General features: G+C 44.0%; 23 protein-coding genes. 7 read left to right on the top strand and 16 right to left on the bottom strand.

The window, feature by feature from the left end; all coding sequences use genetic code 11:
* Positions 1-51 precede the first annotated feature (51 nt).
* The 6 genes from DBX26_RS17210 to DBX26_RS17235 form a co-directional block, all read right to left on the bottom strand.
* A complete protein-coding gene (locus tag DBX26_RS17210) occupies positions 52-303 on the bottom strand; it encodes a DUF2999 family protein (RefSeq protein ID WP_014234113.1) in 252 nt (83 codons plus the stop codon).
* Between the two features lie 112 nt (positions 304-415).
* Positions 416-805: a MazG nucleotide pyrophosphohydrolase domain-containing protein gene (locus DBX26_RS17215; protein WP_020334783.1), complete on the bottom strand. Its 390-nt coding sequence runs from the start codon at positions 803-805 to the stop codon at positions 416-418.
* A 43-nt stretch (positions 806-848) separates the two neighbouring features.
* Positions 849-1,274 carry a PaaI family thioesterase gene (locus tag DBX26_RS17220; RefSeq protein ID WP_014234111.1) on the bottom strand — a complete coding sequence of 142 codons (426 nt, stop codon included), beginning with the start codon at positions 1,272-1,274 and terminating at the stop codon, positions 849-851.
* Between the two features lie 114 nt (positions 1,275-1,388).
* Positions 1,389-1,664: a nitrogenase-stabilizing/protective protein NifW gene (locus DBX26_RS17225; protein ID WP_118120168.1), complete on the bottom strand. Its 276-nt coding sequence runs from the start codon at positions 1,662-1,664 to the stop codon at positions 1,389-1,391.
* Between the two features lie 198 nt (positions 1,665-1,862).
* The gene (katG, locus tag DBX26_RS17230; RefSeq protein ID WP_118120170.1) at positions 1,863-4,034 is read right to left on the bottom strand and encodes a catalase/peroxidase HPI; all 2,172 of its coding nucleotides are present in this window, start codon (positions 4,032-4,034) and stop codon (positions 1,863-1,865) included.
* 187 nt (positions 4,035-4,221) lie between these two features.
* On the bottom strand, positions 4,222-5,769 hold the full coding sequence (locus DBX26_RS17235) for a glutamate synthase-related protein (protein WP_118120172.1): 1,548 nt from the start codon (positions 5,767-5,769) through the stop codon (positions 4,222-4,224).
* Between the two features lie 152 nt (positions 5,770-5,921).
* On the opposite strand from DBX26_RS17235, the gene DBX26_RS17240 reads away from it, so the two are divergent.
* A complete protein-coding gene (locus tag DBX26_RS17240; RefSeq protein ID WP_014234107.1) occupies positions 5,922-6,401 on the top strand; it encodes an aminoacyl-tRNA deacylase in 480 nt (159 codons plus the stop codon).
* Between the two features lie 69 nt (positions 6,402-6,470).
* Here the strand turns inward: DBX26_RS17240 and DBX26_RS17245 are convergent, their stop codons facing one another.
* Both DBX26_RS17245 and DBX26_RS17250 read right to left on the bottom strand, forming a co-directional pair.
* Positions 6,471-7,163 (bottom strand): response regulator, encoded by a 693-nt coding sequence (locus DBX26_RS17245; protein WP_118120174.1) that lies wholly within the window; start codon positions 7,161-7,163, stop codon positions 6,471-6,473.
* Positions 7,160-8,677 carry a sensor histidine kinase gene (locus DBX26_RS17250; RefSeq protein WP_118121224.1) on the bottom strand — a complete coding sequence of 506 codons (1,518 nt, stop codon included), beginning with the start codon at positions 8,675-8,677 and terminating at the stop codon, positions 7,160-7,162. Before DBX26_RS17250 ends, DBX26_RS17245 begins: the two co-directional genes overlap by 4 nt.
* A gap of 57 nt (positions 8,678-8,734) precedes the next feature.
* Between DBX26_RS17250 and DBX26_RS17255 the strand changes: the two genes are divergently transcribed.
* On the top strand, positions 8,735-9,016 hold the full coding sequence (locus DBX26_RS17255) for a hypothetical protein (RefSeq protein ID WP_118120176.1): 282 nt from the start codon (positions 8,735-8,737) through the stop codon (positions 9,014-9,016).
* A complete protein-coding gene (locus tag DBX26_RS17260; RefSeq protein WP_020334774.1) occupies positions 9,009-10,412 on the top strand; it encodes an anion permease in 1,404 nt (467 codons plus the stop codon). Before DBX26_RS17255 ends, DBX26_RS17260 begins: the two co-directional genes overlap by 8 nt.
* A 60-nt stretch (positions 10,413-10,472) precedes the next feature.
* Here the strand turns inward: DBX26_RS17260 and DBX26_RS17265 are convergent, their stop codons facing one another.
* Both DBX26_RS17265 and DBX26_RS17270 read right to left on the bottom strand, forming a co-directional pair.
* Entirely contained in the window at positions 10,473-11,021 is a 549-nt protein-coding gene (locus DBX26_RS17265; protein WP_065303524.1) for a GNAT family N-acetyltransferase, read from the bottom strand.
* Positions 11,022-11,030: 9 nt separating this feature from the next.
* Entirely contained in the window at positions 11,031-11,486 is a 456-nt protein-coding gene (locus DBX26_RS17270) for an NUDIX pyrophosphatase (RefSeq protein WP_020334772.1), read from the bottom strand.
* Positions 11,487-11,680: 194 nt separating this feature from the next.
* Between DBX26_RS17270 and DBX26_RS17275 the strand changes: the two genes are divergently transcribed.
* Entirely contained in the window at positions 11,681-12,586 is a 906-nt protein-coding gene (locus DBX26_RS17275; protein WP_014234100.1) for a DMT family transporter, read from the top strand.
* Between the two features lie 52 nt (positions 12,587-12,638).
* On the opposite strand, the gene DBX26_RS17280 is transcribed toward DBX26_RS17275, so the two are convergent.
* Both DBX26_RS17280 and DBX26_RS17285 read right to left on the bottom strand, forming a co-directional pair.
* Entirely contained in the window at positions 12,639-13,025 is a 387-nt protein-coding gene (locus tag DBX26_RS17280; protein ID WP_020334771.1) for an MAPEG family protein, read from the bottom strand.
* 63 nt (positions 13,026-13,088) lie between these two features.
* Positions 13,089-13,811, bottom strand: a complete 723-nt coding sequence (locus tag DBX26_RS17285) for a sulfite exporter TauE/SafE family protein (protein WP_020334770.1) — start codon at positions 13,809-13,811, stop codon at positions 13,089-13,091.
* Positions 13,812-14,215: 404 nt separating this feature from the next.
* On the opposite strand from DBX26_RS17285, the gene DBX26_RS17290 reads away from it, so the two are divergent.
* A complete protein-coding gene (locus tag DBX26_RS17290) occupies positions 14,216-14,581 on the top strand; it encodes an Hpt domain-containing protein (protein WP_254063603.1) in 366 nt (121 codons plus the stop codon).
* 62 nt (positions 14,582-14,643) lie between these two features.
* Positions 14,644-16,272: a response regulator gene (locus tag DBX26_RS17295; protein WP_118120180.1), complete on the top strand. Its 1,629-nt coding sequence runs from the start codon at positions 14,644-14,646 to the stop codon at positions 16,270-16,272.
* Between the two features lie 54 nt (positions 16,273-16,326).
* Here DBX26_RS17295 and DBX26_RS17300 read toward each other — a convergent pair whose 3' ends face one another.
* Positions 16,327-16,707 (bottom strand): hypothetical protein, encoded by a 381-nt coding sequence (locus DBX26_RS17300; protein ID WP_118120182.1) that lies wholly within the window; start codon positions 16,705-16,707, stop codon positions 16,327-16,329.
* Positions 16,708-17,060: 353 nt separating this feature from the next.
* On the opposite strand from DBX26_RS17300, the gene DBX26_RS17305 reads away from it, so the two are divergent.
* A complete protein-coding gene (locus DBX26_RS17305) occupies positions 17,061-17,669 on the top strand; it encodes a response regulator transcription factor (RefSeq protein WP_014234094.1) in 609 nt (202 codons plus the stop codon).
* Here DBX26_RS17305 and DBX26_RS17310 read toward each other — a convergent pair.
* The 3 genes from DBX26_RS17310 to DBX26_RS17320 all read right to left on the bottom strand — a co-directional run bounded on the left by DBX26_RS17310 (position 17,666) and on the right by DBX26_RS17320 (position 20,709).
* On the bottom strand, positions 17,666-18,553 hold the full coding sequence (locus tag DBX26_RS17310; protein ID WP_118120184.1) for a LysR family transcriptional regulator: 888 nt from the start codon (positions 18,551-18,553) through the stop codon (positions 17,666-17,668). The two genes, DBX26_RS17305 and DBX26_RS17310, sit on opposite strands and share 4 nt — an antisense overlap.
* Before the next feature lie 180 nt (positions 18,554-18,733).
* Positions 18,734-20,095, bottom strand: coding sequence for a GGDEF domain-containing protein (locus tag DBX26_RS17315; RefSeq protein ID WP_024372937.1), 1,362 nt, complete (start codon positions 20,093-20,095; stop codon positions 18,734-18,736).
* A gap of 2 nt (positions 20,096-20,097) precedes the next feature.
* Entirely contained in the window at positions 20,098-20,709 is a 612-nt protein-coding gene (locus tag DBX26_RS17320) for a response regulator transcription factor (protein ID WP_014234091.1), read from the bottom strand.

The following is a 20,709-nucleotide window of genomic DNA, read 5'->3' on the forward strand; positions in this document are numbered from 1 at the left end:
GCTAAAACGTAATATTTTAGCGGCTTTTTATATTTGTTTGAGGATACTCTGTTACTGCTGAAGTTTTTCTTTTGCTTCAACCACTTTTGAAAAGTCCAAACCTAACTCTTCAACCGCTTCTTTAATTAACACAGGATTTTGCATCACTTGCGCCATCAACGCTTGAAGCTGCTCCTGAGGTAGACCCAACTGGCTGATAGTTGCCATTGCTGCAAGAGGGTTTTGCGTCAACGCCTGAAATAGCTCATTAATCTGAGCATCACTGATATTATTCTCTTTCAGCATTGCAAGAATCGGGTTCATCAAATTACCTTTAATCACTAAGTAAAACAGACGTGTAGTTTACCATCTGGTTTTGTCTGTTTATAGTAAGACTTATGCCAAATGCAGTCCGAACCTGTACGCGCCTGTCTCGTCAGATGACGCTCTGCTTGTTTTCTGCCTGCTCTGCCAACTCGATACTTAACGCTTCTTTTTGTTTCAATTTGACGTCTTCCCAACTGCTGCCTGATTCGATAGCGGACACGCGTTGTTCGTATTTCTTACAAGCCCTATCGAGAACTTTCTTCGGGTCAATGCCTTTCTCTCTTTCCAGCGCTTTCAGTACATTCAAATAATTCCATAGCACATCGCCAAGTTCATCTTCCAGATAACAAAGACGATCTTCAGCTATCTCTTCACGTACTTCTTCGACTTCTTTACCAATTGCAACCAGATAGGTTTCGACACCTTTAAACCAGGTATTGGTCAGATCAAACTCTGACTTCCTCGTCGCGATTGAGAGTAGTTCATCAAATTCTTTCATATTCCCTCCATGGAATAGTCATTAGCTACGAGTATACGGTTAGCTAACTTTTAGGGCGAATAAATTTTCCCATTGCACTGACTCTGACTTCTTTATTGACACTTAGCTGAGCGACTAACTGATAAACACCCCGCTTTTCCCTTTCGCAACGCGCGGTAATTTCAATATGTTCCTTTAAAGCAATAGGCGCGTGATAGCGGACATCGAGCTGAGCCGTCAGTGCTTCAACACCCATCGACAGCAAGCAATTGGTCATCGCGCCATCGAGCAATGAACTGGCGATACCACCATGCAACAATCCTGTGTAACCTTGATGACGGTTAAGCACATCGAATTCGCCAAAAATGGAATGATCTGAAAGCTGTTGGTAATGGACGGATAAAGAGTAGGGATTGTTTTCAATTGGTGCGCACACTGCGCAATGGTCATGGGACTGATGAGGTTTATGACGTTCAGTATCTGTAAGCATAGTGGCACTTTACACGGTCTAAAAATGTGTAATTAGCATATGCCAAATACTCTGGCGGAAGTCGCGAGTAATCTATGTTTGCAGTATGTAGACATTCAACAGCGTATAACTGACTTAGCGTCTTTGACACGACGTGCAGCCTCGACAGGCTGATCGGGTTGTTTTGTCCAGCAAGCTGCGTTGTACTTTGCAGTACGCGTTTTTGAGTGCGCGACGTGCTGAGAACCAATCATCGGGTTTGGTCAAAATTAAATAGCCGTTAAATCGCTTTACTAATTCGGTGCGATGACTCTCGACAAATCGGCTGTCGAATTCGATCTCGAAATAATTCAACGCGTCTTCTATACGAGAGAAGCTAGCGATTTTTTCTTGAATAGCGTTTTGAGTCATGACTATGGCATTTTGGTTGGTCGTTCGACACAGTTTAATCGCTATTGATTGCGCTTTCTTTGATTTCCAGAGGGCTAATGTTCAGAACTGGTTTGATAATCCGATGGGATACCTACAGTACCAATAAAAAAACAGGCGAACATTAAGTCCGCCTGTATTTATCTTATGACAGTTAATTAAGAGAACTCGTATGTTTTCCTATAGATCAAAGCGATCGGCATCCATCACTTTTACCCACGCTTTGATGAAATCATGAACGAATTTTTCCTGATTATCATCTTGTGCATACACTTCTGAGTAGGAGCGTAAAATAGAGTTAGAACCGAACACAAGATCGACTCTGGTTGCCGTCCATTTCACTGCACCTGACTTGCGATCGACGATTTCGTATTGGTTTTCACCTTTCGGAACCCACTGGTATGCCATATCGGTTAAGTTAACGAAGAAGTCATTAGTCAAGCTGCCGACGCGGTCAGTAAATACGCCATCTGCACTACCACCATAGTTCGTGCCCATCACACGCATACCACCTACGAGCACGGTCATTTCTGGTGCAGTCAGACCCATTAACTGAGTACGATCCAACATCAATTCTTCTGGTTTGACGACATAATCTTTCATCAACCAATTTCGGTATCCGTCTGCCAAAGGTTCGAGAACCTCAAATGACTCGACGTCAGTCATATCTTGACTCGCATCACCGCGACCAGGCGAGAATGGAACCGTGACATTGTAACCTGCTGCACGTGCGGCTAGCTCAACACCAACGTTACCAGCAAGAACGATAGCATCTGCTACGCTACATCCTGATTCAGCAGCGATTTTTTCAAGAACCGGTAACACTTTACTCAAACGTTGTGGCTCATTACCTTGCCAGTCTTTTTGTGGCGCGAGGCGAATTCGTGCACCGTTAGCACCACCACGACGATCCGAGCCACGGAATGTACGTGCGCTATCCCAAGCCGTGCTGACCAGTTCACCAATGCTTAAATCACTCGCTTCAATCTTGGTTTTGACTGAATCAACATCGTAACCTGTACTGCCCGCAGGCGTTGGATCTTGCCAAATCAGATCTTCAGCCGGAACATCTGGCCCTAGGTAGCAAGATTTCGGCCCCAGATCACGGTGTGTTAGCTTAAACCAGGCGCGAGCAAACGCATCTTCGAAAGCCGCTTGATCGTTTTTGAAACGCTCTGCAATTTTGCGATATTCAGGATCCATTTTCAGAGCCATATCGGCATCGGTCATAATTGGGTTATAGCGTTTCGAGCTGTCTTCAACATCAACGGGTTTATCTTGTTCGTCAATATTGACAGGCTCCCATTGATGAGCGCCAGCCGGGCTCATTTTCTGTTCCCAGTCATACTTAAACAACAAGTGGAAATAACCATTATCCCACTGGGTTGGATGCGTGGTCCATGCGCCTTCCAAACCACTAGTTACAGCGTCACGACCAATTCCACGTGTAGTGTGATTCATCCAGCCAAGGCCTTGCTCTTCAAGGTCCGCAGCCTCTGGATCGGGGCCAACATTTGCGGCATCACCATTACCGTGACATTTACCGACAGTATGGCCACCAGCGGTAAGCGCAACGGTTTCTTCATCGTTCATCGCCATACGTGCAAAGGTCACACGCATATCAGCGGCTGTTTTCAATGGGTCTGGATTGCCATCAACCCCTTCAGGGTTTACGTATATAAGTCCCATCATTACTGCTGCAAGTGGGTTTTCTAGGTCACGCTCGCCTGAGTAACGTGTCCCTTCACCACCACTCGGTGCCAACCACTCTTTTTCGGAACCCCAGTACGTGTCTTTCTCAGGGTGCCAGATATCTTCACGGCCAAATCCGAAACCGAAGGTTTTGAAGCCCATCGATTCATAAGCCATGTTCCCGGCCAGAAGGATCAAATCCGCCCAGCTTAATTTGTTACCGTATTTTCTTTTAATCGGCCAAAGGAGTCGTCTTGCTTTATCCAGGTTAGCGTTATCAGGCCATGAGTTTAGAGGAGCAAAGCGTTGGTTACCCGTTGAACCGCCACCACGACCGTCTGCAATACGGTAGCTACCTGCAGCATGCCAAGCCATTCGAATCATAAGACCACCATAGTGACCCCAGTCTGCTGGCCACCAGTCTTGGCTGTCTGTCATCAAATCTTTCAAATCTTTCTTAAGCGCATCGACGTCTAATTTTTTCAATTCTTCTTTGTAATCGAAGTCGTTTCCATAGGGATTAGTTTTGGAGTCATGCTGATGCAGGATGTCTAAATTTAACGCATTTGGCCACCAATCCATCACTGACTTGTCTGTAGATGTTTGCCCACCATGCATTACCGGACATTTACCTACTGAACCGCCGCTTGTGTCGCTCATAAAAACTCCTTTGTTAGGGGCACAGAAGCCGCTAATAAAAATCGTTACTCGATCAAATGAATAGAAATATTCATTTATAACAGCGTAGTCTATACACCAGATTGCTGATGATTTTTTGGTCAATATTTTGTTATGTCTGAAATACGTAAGTGTCACTAAACGTGTATCTATTTAGCGTTAACATCAATCAACGATAAATATCAGTGACGCCCGAATACTTCACGCCAGATAACTGCGCCATGTTTCTATCCCATGTCGCTAAATCATTTATGTTGAACTGACTAAGCGCATCGTGCCCGCACGCCCTCGCCATCACTTGCATCAGCTCGACGGACGCGTCGAAAAAGTTTTTCAATTGTTTGGATGATTTGTCGATATCAAGACGCTGCCTCAAATCGGCGTTTTGCGTGGCAATACCTGCGGGACAGTTGTTGGTGTTGCAAATTCGCGCAGCGACGCACCCGATAGATTGCATTGCGCTGTTTGCAATAGCGACGCCATCAGCCCCTAACGCCATGGCTTTAACAAAGTCCATTGGCACTCTCAATCCGCCAGTCACAATTAACGTGACATTGTCACCAACGCCTTTTTGATCCAAATATTTACGAGCACGCGCTAAAGCTGGGATGGTTGGAACACTGATATGATCACGAAACATGGATGGTGCCGACCCCGTACCACCGCCACGACCATCAAGAATGATGTAATCCGCACTGGCATCCAGAGCGAACTGAATATCTTGCTCAATATGATTCGCGCTGAGTTTGAATCCGATGGGTATGCCTCCGGTGATGGTACGTACTCTGTCAGCAAATTTCCTGAAGTCACGTGCGGAATGGAGGTCTTTAAATGTCGGTGGTGATATCGCGGGCTCGCCCTCAGGAATGCCACGTATTTCCGATATTCTACCTACGTTTTTACTGCCCGGCAGGTGTCCTCCGGTTCCCGTTTTCGCACCCTGTCCACCTTTAAAATGAAAAGCTTGTACGCCATGCAATTTAGACTCCTCATAGCCAAATTGTGCGCTGGCAAGCTCATAAAAATACCGAGAGTTTGCGGCTTGCTCTTCAGGCAACATGCCCCCTTCACCGGAACAAATTCCTGTACCGGCTAATTCTGCGCCTTTAGAGAGCGCAATTTTTGCCTCTTCTGATAACGCGCCAAAACTCATGTCGGAGACTAACAAAGGGATCGCCAATTTGAGAGGCTTACGTGCGTTCGGCCCCACAATTAACTCGGTCGCGACTGGCACGTCTTCCATCAATGGCTGAGTGGCCATCTGAGCGACCATAATTTGTATCGCGTCCCAATGCGGTAACAGGTGTCTTGGTACGCCCATAGCAGCCATGGGGCCATGATGCCCGAGTTTAGATAACCCTTCTCTCGCCAGTTGGTGAATAAACTCCAATGTAGGTTCTTCTTGTGTTGACGCCGCCACCGGTTTTCCGCTTTTTTCTTTCTTTGCTTCCGGCGCTTCATGCCCTACCTGCTCTGCCGTAAATTTTTTATGGGTACCATCACAAAATGGAGCGTTAGAAGTCTGTTTGCAGCGACATAAGTAAGCCTCTTCATTCTTTTCGGCGACAAAGCTCATCGGCTTCAGACCGGTCCCTGAATGCGAGCCATCACAATAAGGTTGGCTCTTGGAGCGCCCACAACGACAGAAGTAATATTCTTGCCCTTCCACCAAGTTGACTTTGATTGGCTTGTTATCGGCGATAATTGGTTTACTCATGTTGCCTCCAGTTCTGTTACCACCTGTCGTTATCGCAGGCGTTAACGTAAGCGTAGGACAGGTGCGTATAAGCGTCATTGAACATAGAGAAAATAAGCGTTTGCTTCACATCTCTCCTATACTTTTAGAGGTGTAATACACGTGGAGGCTTTATGACGATTGCAACCCGATTAGATCAATACCTGACTGATCATAATATTCACTTTCAAACAGTGAATCACAGCCACAGTCATAGCTCGCTTCAAAGTGGTGTATCTGCAGGTATACCTTTGATGAATTTGGCGAAAGCCGTGATCCTTGAAGATCATGAAGGTCATCATATGATGGCGGTATTACCAGCCAACAATAAAATCAGCTTGTCGAGACTCAACGATGAGTTCAACGCTTCTTTCCATTTGGTTAAAGAAAGCATGGTTTATCGACTTTTTACCGACTGTGAACATGGTGCCGTTCCGCCAATTGGAAGCCCTTATCACATGGCAACGGTGTGCGATGAAAGATTAGCAAATCTTGATCATGTCTATCTAGAAGCGGGTGACCATGAAACGTTGATCAAACTTGACAGAGAGTCGTTTAAAGAGTTGATGAACGACTGTAAATACCTAAGGTTCAGTAGTGAGGTTCTACATTGATGCTCCCCCAAACCTCGACAAAGGCTCTTTTCGTTCTGCGTTAAGAGCCTTTATTTTTATCTAGAAAACTTAACTTTCTGAGATGTGCTTATTGCGATAAACCCGGGTCGGACGACCTACCTTTCCATGCTCTAGAAATGCCACTAAGTCGCCCTGCTCTACCGCTTTATCTAAGTAGCGGCGAGATGTACTTTTACTGATCGGCAATTGTTCCGATACACTGGCAGCAGTATGTTCAATATTAGTGTGAGTGAACAGATCGATAACCTGCCGATACATGAAAGGGTCTAGCCCTGCTAACTCGACGTGATTCAGTTCAACCTTATTAGACTTGCCTGAATGAAACAGATCATCTAATTGCGACTGACGAAAAGAGCTCTGGCTGCTCATGTGATTTTTCACTTTCGCGAATCGTTGTAAGCTTTCGGTAAGGCGAGAATAATCCATTGGCTTAATCAAATAATCAAATGCGCCAAATCGGTGGGCCTTTTGAACCGTATCGGCATCGTTTGCCGCCGTCACCAAAATGCATTCTGGTCTGTGTTCGCTATTGAGCCACTGATACACCAAATCAACGCCCAAGCCGTCGGGAAGATAATTGTCGACGATGACCAAGTCTGGTTGCACTCTCTCCACCAATTGGCGAGCGATCTGGACGCTACCAGCGATACCAACCACCTGATACTGTTCGACCTGTTCTACAAAGTGGTGATGCAGCTCAGCTATGCTGGGATCATCTTCTACAATCACAACTTTTATCATGCCATCTCCTTAGAAAAATACACGGTGAATGCCGTTTCTAACTCATCGCTATCGAGTTCCATATGGCCAAGCCCTTGCTCAACAATCGAACGTACAATGTGCATTCCTACTCCGTGTTCCGACTTGTTCTGTTTGCTAGTAAAACCCAGCTCGCACAAGGTTTCCAGTTCACTTTCAACCATCGGCCCATTGTTGACTATTTGGATAGTGTACTCGCACTCAGATTCTGAGATATGAATATCCACGCGGCCATTCTCTCTTCCTTTGACTGCGTCCAATGAATTTTGTGCCAAATTGCCGATCAGACCACACAACTGCTCTTCGGATAAACGCTTAGAGAGCCTACTCAAATCGCTTTGGCAATCAATACTAAACGCAACGCCGAGTTCATTCGCTTTACTTGCTTTAGCCAGAATCAGCGCAGACAAAGCTGGCTGGTTATGAAGGGCATGCAATGAATCCAACTGTGACTGACTGGCTTTCGCTTGCGACAAACACACTGTTAGTGCTTTTTCATAAGCCCCCATCTGGAGTAAGCCAGAAATGGTCGAGAGTTTATTTTGATATTCGTGTCGAGTGACTCTCATGTTTTCCATATACTGGTTTACCTGACTGATTTTCTCTGAGAGTACGTGCATCTCATTTTGGTCACGTAAGCTAAACACAGCACCATAAGGTTCTCCGCCAGAGGTACGCAGTGTCACTCGGTTTACCACCAAGTTTTTACCGTTCACGCGAATTAAACCATTGATGTAATCTTCCCCTTGCAGAGAAAAACAGGTCGGGTTATCAATACTCTCGATGAATTCTTCTCCAGGCTCTTTGTTATAATTCAGCATCGAACGAGCGGAATCATTAATCAGGTATAACTGCCCTTGTGAGTTTATCGCGACCAACCCCTCGTAAGTCGCTTGCAAAACCCCTTGATATGTCTTTAATGCCTGCTTAAGCTGCCACGGTTCCATCTCCTGCATCTGTTTTCTGACATAGTGTGAAAACTTCCAGGACAACCAAATACAGATGCATACAGCACCAAGCCCAAATACGAGCAAAGGTAACAGACGTTCGCTGGTCCATAAATCCAGAGTGTCAATAAGATAGCCAACTTTAATCATGCCAATCACACTGCCATCGTCAGACAAAATTGGTGAAATGTATCGAATGGAAGGCCCCAAAGAACCAATACCGTACGATAGGTAAGATTCCCCACTACTTAGCGCTCTTTCAATATCGCCACCAGTAACATGAAGACCAATACGTTCCTCTACGGGGTGTGCCAACCTGATACCGTTTTTATCGCTAACGGTAATAAAGTCGGCATCACTTACCGCCTGAACTGCGGTGATGATCTCTGACACCGCTTCGGCTTTTCCAGATGAAACAGCGGTAACGAGGCTCGGTAACTGAGATAGCTGCTGAGACTGGACTTGTGCTCGCAAACTGATTTGATGTGTGAGGATTTCATCCAACTGATACGCGCTGTAGCTCCACCAGCTCAACATACCCAATAGCATTACGCCACTCAGTAAAACGGCCAGTTGTTTAGTGAAGCTGAAATAGGTTAAAGACACGTGAGAATTCCTAAAGGTTGCCTAGCCCAAGCTTACCGTAAGTCTGTACCAATTATTGAGGAATACGCGATAAAACTTGACCGATATCTCAAGGATGAATTTTATGATTTTTATTATTTTAATGAGTTTATTCTCAATGCGTTTGCAGCCCGAATCGACCTCAGCACCCAAGTTATACAAGTGCAAAAACCACTTCCTCATGAAATTGATTTGCCTCAGTTTTCCTCACCATCCAGACCCTATTATGGAGAAAAATTAACTTGGAGATGGATGTATGAATGATTCCAAAATGAAGATGCTCCTGCTGGTGGCGATAGGCTGTATATTGTGGTTTATCCCAACCCCTGAAGGACTGTCTGATCAAGCCTGGCAAATGATGGCAATTTTTGTCACAACGGTACTGAGTTTGATTCTCGCCCCTTTACCTCTTGGGGCAATGGCCTTAACGGGTTTAACCGTAGCGACTTTACTTGGTGTGTTACCGATTAAAACCGCTCTCACGGGCTTTGCTCACCCGACGATCTGGATGATCGCCGCTGCGTTTTTTATCTCGCGTGGCTTTATCACAACCGGATTTGGACGACGTGTTGGTTACTGGTTTATTTCAAAATTAGGCCATAACTCGCTCGGTCTTGCTTACGGTCTTGTTTTAACCGATTTACTGTTTGCACCTGCAACGCCAAGTACAACGGCTCGCTGTGGCGGCATCATCTCTCCTCTATTCCGTTCTGTCGCCAGCGCATACGATTCTGATCCAGAAAAAGGTACAGAAAACCGCATCGGTGCTTTCTTGGTTCAGTGTATCTTCCAATGTAATGCGATCACTTGTGCGATGTTCCTGACTTCAATGGCAGGTAACCCTCTCGCTGCTAACTTTGCAAAAGAACAAGGCGTCGAGATCACATGGGCGGGTTGGGCAACAGCGGCAATCGTACCTGGCTTGCTGTGTTTGTTCCTGATTCCACTTGTTATGTACTTTGTTTTCCCGCCTGAGTTAAAGAAAACGCCAGAGATGCGCGAAATCGCTCGTCAGAAATTGGCAGAAATGGGCAAGATGACTCGTGATGAAGTCATGGTTGGTATAACATTCGTTGGTATGGTTTCACTTTGGGTTCTTGGCCCAACACTAGGCATTCATGCAACCGTTACTGCACTATTGGGTTTGGTGTTCTTGCTTATGACACGCACCATTACCTGGGATGCGGTGCTGGGTGAAAAAGAAGCCTGGCATACCATTACTTGGTTCGCCGTTCTGGTAATGATGGCAGCACAACTTAACAGCCTTGGCTTTATCGGCTGGTTCAGCCAGTCAATGAGCGATTCGTTGTCTGGATTTGGCTGGGTTACAACGGTCGTTGTACTGCTGCTGGTTTACTACTACAGCCATTACTTGATGGCGAGTGCAATGGCTCATATTAGCGCGATGTATTCTGCATTCCTTGCCATTGCAATTTCAGCAGGCGCACCACCGATGCTGGCCGCTATCGTACTGGGTATTTTCAGCAACCTTTACATGTCAACGACCCACTACTCTTCTGGCCCAGCCCCAATCTTGTTTGGCGCAGGATTCCACAGCCTGCAAAGCTGGTGGAAAATTGGCTTTATATTCTCACTCATCGTTATCCCAGTATTTATCTTCGTGGGCGGCGCATGGTGGAAATTACTTGGTCTTTGGTAAGTCTGGCGAAGGCCTTTTCGAAAAACAAAAACCGCCTACTAAGGCGGTTTTTTAAATACTTTATCTCAGAGGCAACTCATAGACTCCCAATCGCTGAGAGCGATCCAACATATCGAAATCATGATCCAGATAGTGTTTCAATTTCGCCCCGGTACGCTCGGCAATTTTGATACTCGCTATATTTTCTTCCAAGCAGTGGAATTGGACAGATTTAGCATTGCCTCTCTTTTTAAGATAAAGGATGAGAACAGAAAGAGCCTGATCAATCAATTTGTTACCTCTGCCATGATCCGCAAGCCAATAGCCGATTTCGGTCACGTGCGTCTCTGGATCGACCCCTTTTGAACCAATCACGCCGGAAAATCGGTCGTCAAAATAAATGGCAAACCAATACGCATCGACTGCGTTGCTATCCACTCTTTGTGAAATGTAGTGGCGAGCTTCACGTCTGTTGGTCACAAACTCAGGCCAGGGTAAATAAACCGTTAATCTTTCACGATTGGCATTGACGGTTTCTAGCAGCTCTAAGGTGTGTTTCGACGCTAACGGCTCCATCGATATTCTGTCAGATATCGCAAAGCGTTGTTCTAAATCATCGGCTTGCAGCATTATCTTCCTTTAGTCTTGTTCTATGAGTGTGAAAGGCGTCAGTTTGGACTTATCAACGTAATGCATCCACACGTGTTCATAAAGTTTGTGTTGATTTGCAAAAGGCGCCAATTGTTTCGCTTCTTCTAATGTACACCAGCGATATTCAGTATGCTCGTGGTTTAGCGTAACACCTTGATTGGGCTGGCAGAACATAACAAAACAAGGGATCACCATGACACGGTTCTTTTTCGCTTCATAAAACTGCTCCAGGAAGTCGGCGGTATGCAGCTCTACATCGGTTATCTGCGTTTCTTCTTCAAGCTCTCTTAAGATGGTTTGCCATCCTAACTCCCCCTCTTCCACGCCGCCCGCAACGTGGCACCAGTAGCCGCCTTTCACGCGTTTTAAGAGCAACATTTTGATCACGCCATCAATCTCAGAAATGACGACACCTGACACGTGGGTTGCTTGTACTGGAATCATGTTATTTCCTTGTGAGTTAGGCAAATTTATACCAACCATAAAACGTAATGTATCGATGAATTGCTATTGATTGGCGAAGCGGATAGATATCAAAGTGCAATCTCATTTTATCGGCAAATTTCATTTTATCTAGTGGCTTATTTTAACCACTTAGTATGTTAAAGTGAGATCTCACGCAACAATCGAGCATTCTCATGTCTAATTCTTTAAGCGCCATGGTTCCCATTGGTGTTCGCTTTATGGTTCTTTCTGCCTTTGGCTTCGCACTGATGTCCGCGACGGTTAAACACGTCAGTTTATACGGTATCCCCGTTTTTGAGATCGTAGCAGCAAGGGCTCTGGTTTCCTTAGTGATCAGTTACTTAGACGTGAAGCGTAAACGAATTTCTATCTGGGGAAACAACAAACCTTTATTACTCGTTCGTGGTGCTGTGGGTACCGTTGCGTTGGTCTGCGTTTACTACTCTGTTACCACGCTACCTTTGGCAGAAGCGACCATATTCCAATATATTCATCCGGCATTTACCGCTTTGCTCGCGGTATTTTTCTTAAAAGAGCGGATTCAACCATCAACATTGGTTTGTATCGCCTTATGTTTGCTTGGTATCTATGTGATGGTCCGCCCCGAAACTGGTGCATCAGCGGAACATGCACTGCCTCCATTTAGCGTCATGATGGCACTGTTAGGCGCGTTTGGTAGCTCTATCGCGTATGTAATCGTCAGAAAATTGAGCCGGACAGAAGACAGTTCAGTCATTATTTTCTATTTCCCACTTGTCGCCCTGCCAGCGTCGATAGTTTTGATGGGAGACAATTTTGTTGTGCCTGATCTTTATCTGACCATCATGTTGGTTTTAATTGGTGTTTTCACCCAAATTGGTCAACTTGGTATGACGAAAGCGATGCAGACTCAAGAAGCAGGCAAAGCATCCGCCTACTCTTATATTCAGATAGTCTTCTCTGGCCTGATAGGTATTGTCGTGTTTGGTGAGCTACCGTCAGTATGGACGTACATTGGCGCAGGGTTAATCGTCACAGGTGCGATGATTAACGCGTTTGGTCGACATATTCGATTACCCTTCGCACGCAGAAGTGCTTAAAAGCGATTAATCAAAATAACAGGCCCGGCAGAAAACATTCATGCTGGGCTTGTTACCAAATCTTGTCGTAAGGTAGATAAATCAAATTCAAAACCACCAACGCAGCCATGATTAGAAAAGTCAGCTGCATCCCTTTAACCCGACCTTTAAATCTCTCTTGCAAAATACCGCGCGCGTGAATAATACGCCCAATCACGAAGATGATTCCGGTGAGGTGTATCCAAACTGGTTGCGCGCCGTTGTACTCCAATAGCGCCATTAATATCAATGTAATGGGAATGTATTCACTCGCATTGCTTTGCGCACTTCGCGCTATTTGAAGCGCTTCGACCCCACCATCTGCATAAGCGACCTTATTCTTGCGTCTGAGTTTAATAACCTGAATTGCCAGCCAAATCAGTAGTACAGTCAAAATACAAGCGTAGAGAGCGGTAATCATATCCATTCCTTTTGATTTATCGTTCTATCACTATAGTTAATCCACGACGCGGCATCAGACAACCTACAAGTTCACTCCCTGCACAATGGCCGTAAAGCCGCTAACAAAACAGAGTGTCAGCGCACCAACTCGGATTTTTTCTTTTGGTAAAGACTGAGTCGTTTTAATCGCTAGCCAATAGCCAAGCGCCGCTGCAGGCAGCAGAGGAATAGTGATAAGTAAATGATTCCATGTAAAAAATCCAGCGGGTATCTGAACGATCAATGAAATGATAGAGCTGACGACGAAGAAAGCCGATAGGTTACCGCGTAACTGATTAGCTTCTTGATGTTGCAGCAAGAGCGCCATTGGTGGCCCCCCTATCGCTGAACTCGTACCAAACAAGCCAGAAAAGAAACCCGCAAATGTCATACGAGTTGGCGTTGGTTCAATTCTAAACGGCAAAACACTCACAATCACGGCGAACAATACTAGAATACCAATCCACAGCGTAAGTGCTTCTGTTGATACAAAGAACAACATGACGCCACCAGCAATAGAGCCCGGAATACGTCCTATCAACGCCATTTTCAAGCCACCAATTTCTACGCTGCTACGGTGTTTAACTGCATTCATCAAAGAAATAAATAAAGCGACTAAACAGATAGGCGCAGGGACATATTCTGGAGACCAGATAATAAGTAAAGGAGCAGCAACAATTGCTAAGCCAAAGCCAATAGCCGTTTGAACGTAGGATCCAAGAAAGATCAAACCTAACGCAACCAAGTTTATCGAATCGAATTCCATCGAGACCATTCTTATTTTTAATGAGACATCGAAAGCGTCACCAAGTCTCTTACGTACGTGGTTCGCTTAACCTCGTGTAGCATTCATGAAAGTAAATGAAAATACAACGTATTTATCCCAATTTACATCGAGAAACCTTACTCAACGAAAATATCTCAATAGCCACTTATGGGTAGCCTCAAAGATATATGTCCTACAAATATTCCGCTACGAAAATCATGCCCGTAGTCAATATTGTCCTAAACTGCTGTAGGATTACTCCCACATAAAAATTAATTAATATATATCAATAAGTTATAAATTAAGGCCAATACTGATAACCTTGACGTATCTGGTGAATTTGTACACGATCATAGGCGTTTTAAAACTACCGTTGACCACCAGTTACTATGAATTCTCGCGCTATGTTAAACACACAATGGTTACTCAATTTCCCTAAAGATATGAGAATTCATATGGCGGAAACCTACATCGAAACCATGAACCACGACGTCACTCAGTTAGAACAGTTGTTATTAATGGGCGCAACAAGTACTCAGGATGCATTAGCCATCTTACACAAGATAAAAGGCAGCACGGCGCAAATAGGTTTAAGAACCATAAACCAGTCGGCTATTTATACCGAAAAACTCGGCAAGCTTGCCTCACCTGATTACTCGGTCGCCTTATCATCGCTAATGAAAGAGGTGAAACAGAGCATCGTCGATGTAAAAAATTGGAAGGCTTACAACGCACGAAAAGCCAACTCACCTAAGGTTTACTGTTCTTAAAATCTCAAGTAGGACCAAAATGTTCATCTCATTCACTAAGTTTGATGCCTGAGGATAGCGCCATGCTCCCTAACCTTAACAAGCGTAAAGTGCTAATCGCCGACGACTCAAAACTGGTCACCAGCACCATAACGTCAATCCTCAAACAATCAGGAATGGATGACATTAGCTATGCGCACAAACCGGAAGAAATAATCCGGCTATGTGAGCAAACCCAGTTTGATTTGATCCTCTGCGACTATAATTTTCAGGCTTCTCTTAACGGGTTCCAGATTTTAGAGGAATTGCAATATTCTAAACTGCTTCCTGCGCATACAACGTTTGTTTTCCTCAGTGGAGAAGACAACCCAAAGATCATCCGTTCCATCCAAGACAGCGACGCTGACGACTACTTTATTAAGCCATTAAACTTTAAGATCTTTCGCAATCGAATTCTGTCGGCGATGGAAAGACGGGCTGCACTTTTACCTATTTACAAGCAGCTTCAATCGCTGAATTTTAGCGGCGCAACAGAAGCCTGTGACGCATTGCTTCCCCTCTACCCTGAGTATTCTATTGTCATCAAGCAATATCGTGCGCAGGCGTTGGTCAATAGCAAGCAATTTTTTGCCGCCCAAGAAGAGTATCAAGGACTACTGGACGATTACGGTTTTGACTGGGTTAAGATTGCACTGGCAAACACCTTAATCAAATCCAATCAGCTAGAAAAAGCCCAGCAGGTTCTCAACTCGGTTAACGATCAAGTAGAGAACCCTTATTATCACGACGAGATGTCTAAAATCGCGGTTGAAAAAGACGATTTCACAACAGCAATAAAACACCTTAAACAATCGATCGCACTTGTAGATGCAGGGGCAGAACGTGAACTGGTGATCACTAATCTCTCCTTAGCAAACGAGTCATACGATGATGCCGTGACCTATATTCGACGCTATGAAGAAAAAAACGCTCACACCTTCAGAGACGAGATATACACGAAGCTCAATTTCACGCGGTGTTATCTATATCGTGCGCTAAATAACCCTCTGAGTAACTGTTTTGAAAGTTTGTTGTCTGGTTTAAATCCGATAATCAGTGATATACACAGTCACCCTCAATTTAAAACGCATGCTCTTCTGCTCTCAGCACATATTTCACTCATTCGCGGGGACTTAAAATCTGCAACGTCTGGTATAAAACAAGCTCTAAAAACGAATGAATTAACGCACTTTTACGACTTGTATCACCTTTGTGTCTTACTTGAGCGTTGTTCACTTTTGGAGGAAATGGAATCTGTCCTACCGCTCGCACATTCGGCCATTTCGGATTTACAGCACCCAAGTATTCGTCGAAGTCAGATGCATATGTTAAAGAAATTGAAGGAGCGATTGCTGGAGGCTCAGTTAAGAGTCGATTCAATAAGAAAACAGCTGTCTGAAAAAAAATCTAACGCAACACTTGGAATGACTTCTCACTTTGACCACTATTTCAAATTGCATGATCTTTTTCCTCACTCAGAAAAAATTTGCTTAGCCATCGTAAAACTAGCGTCACTTCGTCCCTTTGCCTATCACGGTGAATACCGAATTTTTACTAAGCTTAATGAGTGTGATCAAGTGGTCACGACTGCATATAGCCGAGAAGAACTGAGCACTATGAGTTACTCAGCGATGTATCAGTCTGCAAAAGATAACATTAGATTAAACAGTTAGGCTGGAATGGACAAAAGCACGTTAGGAATTAGCCGCTAACGTGCTTATAAACACTTAAGATTCTTGCTGTTCTGATTTTAACTCGTGTACCTGAGTAACGACTTTATCAAACTCAGAGCGATCGTTACTCAAGCACAGTCCCGACTCAACGACGCCGATCTCATCATTATTGTAAACGGAAACACGAAGCTCATATTTCTTAGTCAGGAGATAGCTTGAGCCAAACACAATCGTAAATACAACTACCGACAGTATTGGATGTGCTAAAGCAGCGACAAAACTAAATACAAACCCTATTAGCGCAGCGCGTTTTACCTTGCTCTTACGGTCGTACTCTTTAACGTAAATATTTTTTACGTTGGAAATGGCTAATGGTTTTGGGCTGTTTTTACTAACAATAGCCCCACGTTCAATCCAAACTCGCTGTTTCGTCATTCTTACTCCCGCAGCACAATGTATGCTCTACAACTCAAAGACAATTACTCTGACATTTATTATGCAATCTCACCCATAATTCATCTTCATTAAATGTGAGAGTTAACTCGCAGCTTCAAGCAGTCAAATTTGTAATCTAATTACATAAATTATTTTAAAATAGCGTCTTATCGTAAAGCCTCAAATAAGAAAAACCCACCTAACCGCTGATATATAGAATATTTTTTGTGAATTTCGTTTTTCGAAAATGTCATTTTCCTTCAAATAATCAGGAATTTTCCTACAATCATACTCAATCCGATAAGGTTGTATGCGGGCAAACAATTAACTTTAATAATTAAATGAGGTCCACTGTGAAAAACGTTCTTATTATTGATGCACAACCGCTTTACAGTGACGCACTTGCGACACTTGTAAACAATGTAATGAATACTGCAGACGTAAAACAGTCTACAAGCAGCGCAGAAGTGATGGACTTAGTTCGAAATCAACGGATTGATTTAATTATCTTAGACGTGGTCGTTGGCGATAGAGACGGTATGCGTTTAGCAAAAAATATTTTAGCGACCGGGTACCAGGGTAAGATTCTGTTTATCTCTTCCAAAGACTATTCAAGCTTGTCTAAAGCGGCTTACGAGCTTGGCGCAAACGGCTTTTTGAACAAGAACGAGAGTAAACAAACTATTATGGACGCTATTGTCAGTGTTTCTCGTGGTTACTCGATGTTTAAACTGAAACACACACAGTCTTCAAACAGTGTTGCCTTGTCGAAAAGAGAAGCCATGGTGTTCCACTACTTAGCTCAGGGTTACTCAAACAAGCGAATTTCTGAGCAGTTATCACTGAGTGCAAAAACCATCAGTACTTATAAAACAAGAATTTTGAAAAAGTACCATGCGACTTCTCTAATAGAGTTACTGCATACGCTTCCGCAATCAGAAAACGCTCGGGTTTTCGGTTAAATCGCCATATGTTTTGCAATGGCACCAGTTAAAATCTGGTGCATTGCATCGTAGCGATGGCTTTGCTTCATCTGTAACACGACTTTCGGCCAACCATCCACGTAGTAAGATTCAGGAACACGTATAAAACGATAACCATCTATTGGTGATTGAAACTCGTGTAACACGGTTGCTGCGCCCATCTCTTTGACGAGCTTCAGGACCGCACTGACGTTATCCAATGTCGCAACCCTGTCGATGGTGAGACCTTTCTCTTCCATCACTCTTTTCGCTATTTGTTCGCGCTCTTTCCAGCCGACTAGCCCAAGCATGACAAAAGGTAATTCGGCGGCCTCCTCTAAAGTGGTAATACCCGATTCCTCTGACACAACAACAACCGCTGGTGCATAACCGACAAAGTGCTGGTAAATGGATTTTGGCAGTTCATCATTAAAATAATGCAGTTGAACATCCACTTTACCAAGCAATATGTCCTCAACTGTATGATCATTATTGGTTGTGATCGTGATATGAGCTTTCGGAAACACCGCCATCAATTCCATCGCGAGCAAGTGACCAAACGAGTATTGTGCCACTTGAGGCAAAGAGATGGTGATATCTTTCTCGTAGTTTTCTGGATCAAACTCAGAGCGAAGCAAGCATGTTTCTAATTGATCAAGCGCGTCAGCAATCTGAGGCAATTGGCGTATCAGATAATCTGTGGGTTCAAATCGATGGGGATGGCGAATAAATAATTCATCATTCAGCTGTTCACGTAAGCGGGCGAGATATTTACTGATTGATGCTTCACTCTTCCCGAGAGCTTTAGCAACGGGTTTGAGCTGACGATGCTTTTCTAGCAAAACCAGTATTTTTAATAGATTGAGATCGAGGTCTTTATTCAAAACGAGGCACCACTTACGTCGGATGTTCTTTATCAGAAAAAGTAAGGCAGCCGACTTTTAAGAAGCGGCTGCCCTAATATAAAAGACTAAAGTTCTCGTTTGGTCAAATTTATCAAATGGTTATGTCATCACACTGTTTGTCGTTTCATATACGCTCAACATTAAACCAGCCCTGCGGTGCTAATCTCGTCGCTTTTTCATCTCATACAGCTCTTCGTCCGCACGAATAATCACATCTTCAAGGACTTCGTGCTCTTCGCTTGTGGCCAAGCCGGTACAAACACTAATTTCAATATCGAGCGCTTTTAGTCGATTGTCCTTTACGACACCCTGTAATTTTTTAGCAAGTACAGACGCCTGACTTTCGCTGCAACTAGGCAAGATAGCCAAAAACTCATCTCCCCCGGTTCGTACAAGATAATCACTGTTTCTGAATACTTTTTTCATCGACTCAGCAATGATAGCGATAGCGTCGTCACCTACATGATGCCCAAAACAATCGTTAATTTTCTTAATTCGGTTGCCGTCTATCGCCATCACCGAGTAAGAGGCTTCAGCTAATCGGTTTTTAAAGGTGTTATCTTTAAATAACCTCCGATTATATAAGCCTGTAAGTTCATCTTTTGTCACATCAGTTAATGCGTTAGCAAGCTGCATTTTGTTCTGATTTGACTCATGAGCCTTGGAAAAGTAAGCGAACGCAACAATAAAAAAGATCACATACAGATAGCTATAATCCACCAGCAGTTTACTGAAAGGATATTGGTAAACGACCAGGTTATTGTTGTCTGCCATATACGATTGGGTATAGGAAAAATGCGTCCATGGATAACCCGGAAAGTAGATGATCAACTGTTTATTACCATTATTGATGATCGACTTTACCGCTTTTCCTTCTTGGTAAAGCGCAGTTAAATGCATCTGAGTCGAGAATTCACCCACCAGTTCACCATGATGATACACAGGGCTCATTACGCTTAATGCATATTCACCTGTAGAGCTGCTCTTAAACGGCTTTGAGAACAACACACGATCTGTTAATTGACCTTTCCATGCTTCCTTTGCACAAGAAATATTCTCTTTACACACTTCTAAATCGAACGCACTTTTGTTGTTTTCCAGCCCTTCAACCGGACGCTCAACGATCAGTTTATTTCCGGTGTAAGAGCGAAAGTACAGTACCGATGCAGTGTCTTTATAAACATTCGATAAATACTGTTCCGCCTCATGGAACACTTTACGTGCGACTGCTTCAACGTAATTGAGCTTTTTACTGGAATCTAAAGAATATATCGCATCGCGAAAACTTAAGCTCGTTTGCGATTCTATACTTTCAGCGCTGCTATTCTGGTGCTGATCAAGCTGAGATTCTGTCAGCAAGCCTAACAGAATCACTTGCTGCTTTACCTTAGATAAACCCTCGACATAAGAGCGAAACTGCTTGTTCTCGTATGAGAACACTACCGCGCCAATAGTGACGACCGACGTAACAAACAGTAAAGTAGCAATGAAGAATGACAACGAGACATTTCTTAGATTCACGTTCATATCACGTCCTTTAAATCTCCCGCAACCCTTGTCAACTCAACAATATTGTCGACATTAAATTTGTCTAACACGCGACGCTTATACGTGCTGACGGTTTTATCGCTGATAGATAATACTTCTGCGATATCGCGGTTCGATTTACCTTGTAACAGGTACTTCATTACCGAGCTCTCTCGGCTTGAAAGCTGTGGTGCCGCTCTTACTTCGCTGGCCACCTGTTTAAACTTAAAGAATGAGTACCCTTTCGATACCGCTTCGATGGCATCTTTCAGTATTTCGTGATTTTCTGATTTACATACATAGCCATCTGCGCCCGAGCGAAATGCCATCTGGCTGTACATTTGGCTTGTTTCAGCAGAGAAGAAAATCACTTTCCCAGCATAACCGTGTGATTTGATGCGTTTATAGAAGTCGAAGCCGTCACAATCGGATAAATTCACATCTAGTATTAGTAATTCGATGTCGCACTCTTTAATTGCTGTCAGTGCTGCTCTCGAAGAAGTGGCTGTAATCACTTCATTGGCGACGCCTAACTCTTCAAGCAGGTATTTAATGGCAACACAAACAAGTGGATGATCGTCAAAGATTAAGCAGTTTAGTCTATTCAT

The sequence above is a fragment of the Vibrio sp. dhg genome (assembly GCF_003443775.1).
GTDB classification, from domain to species: Bacteria; Pseudomonadota; Gammaproteobacteria; order Enterobacterales; family Vibrionaceae; genus Vibrio; species Vibrio natriegens.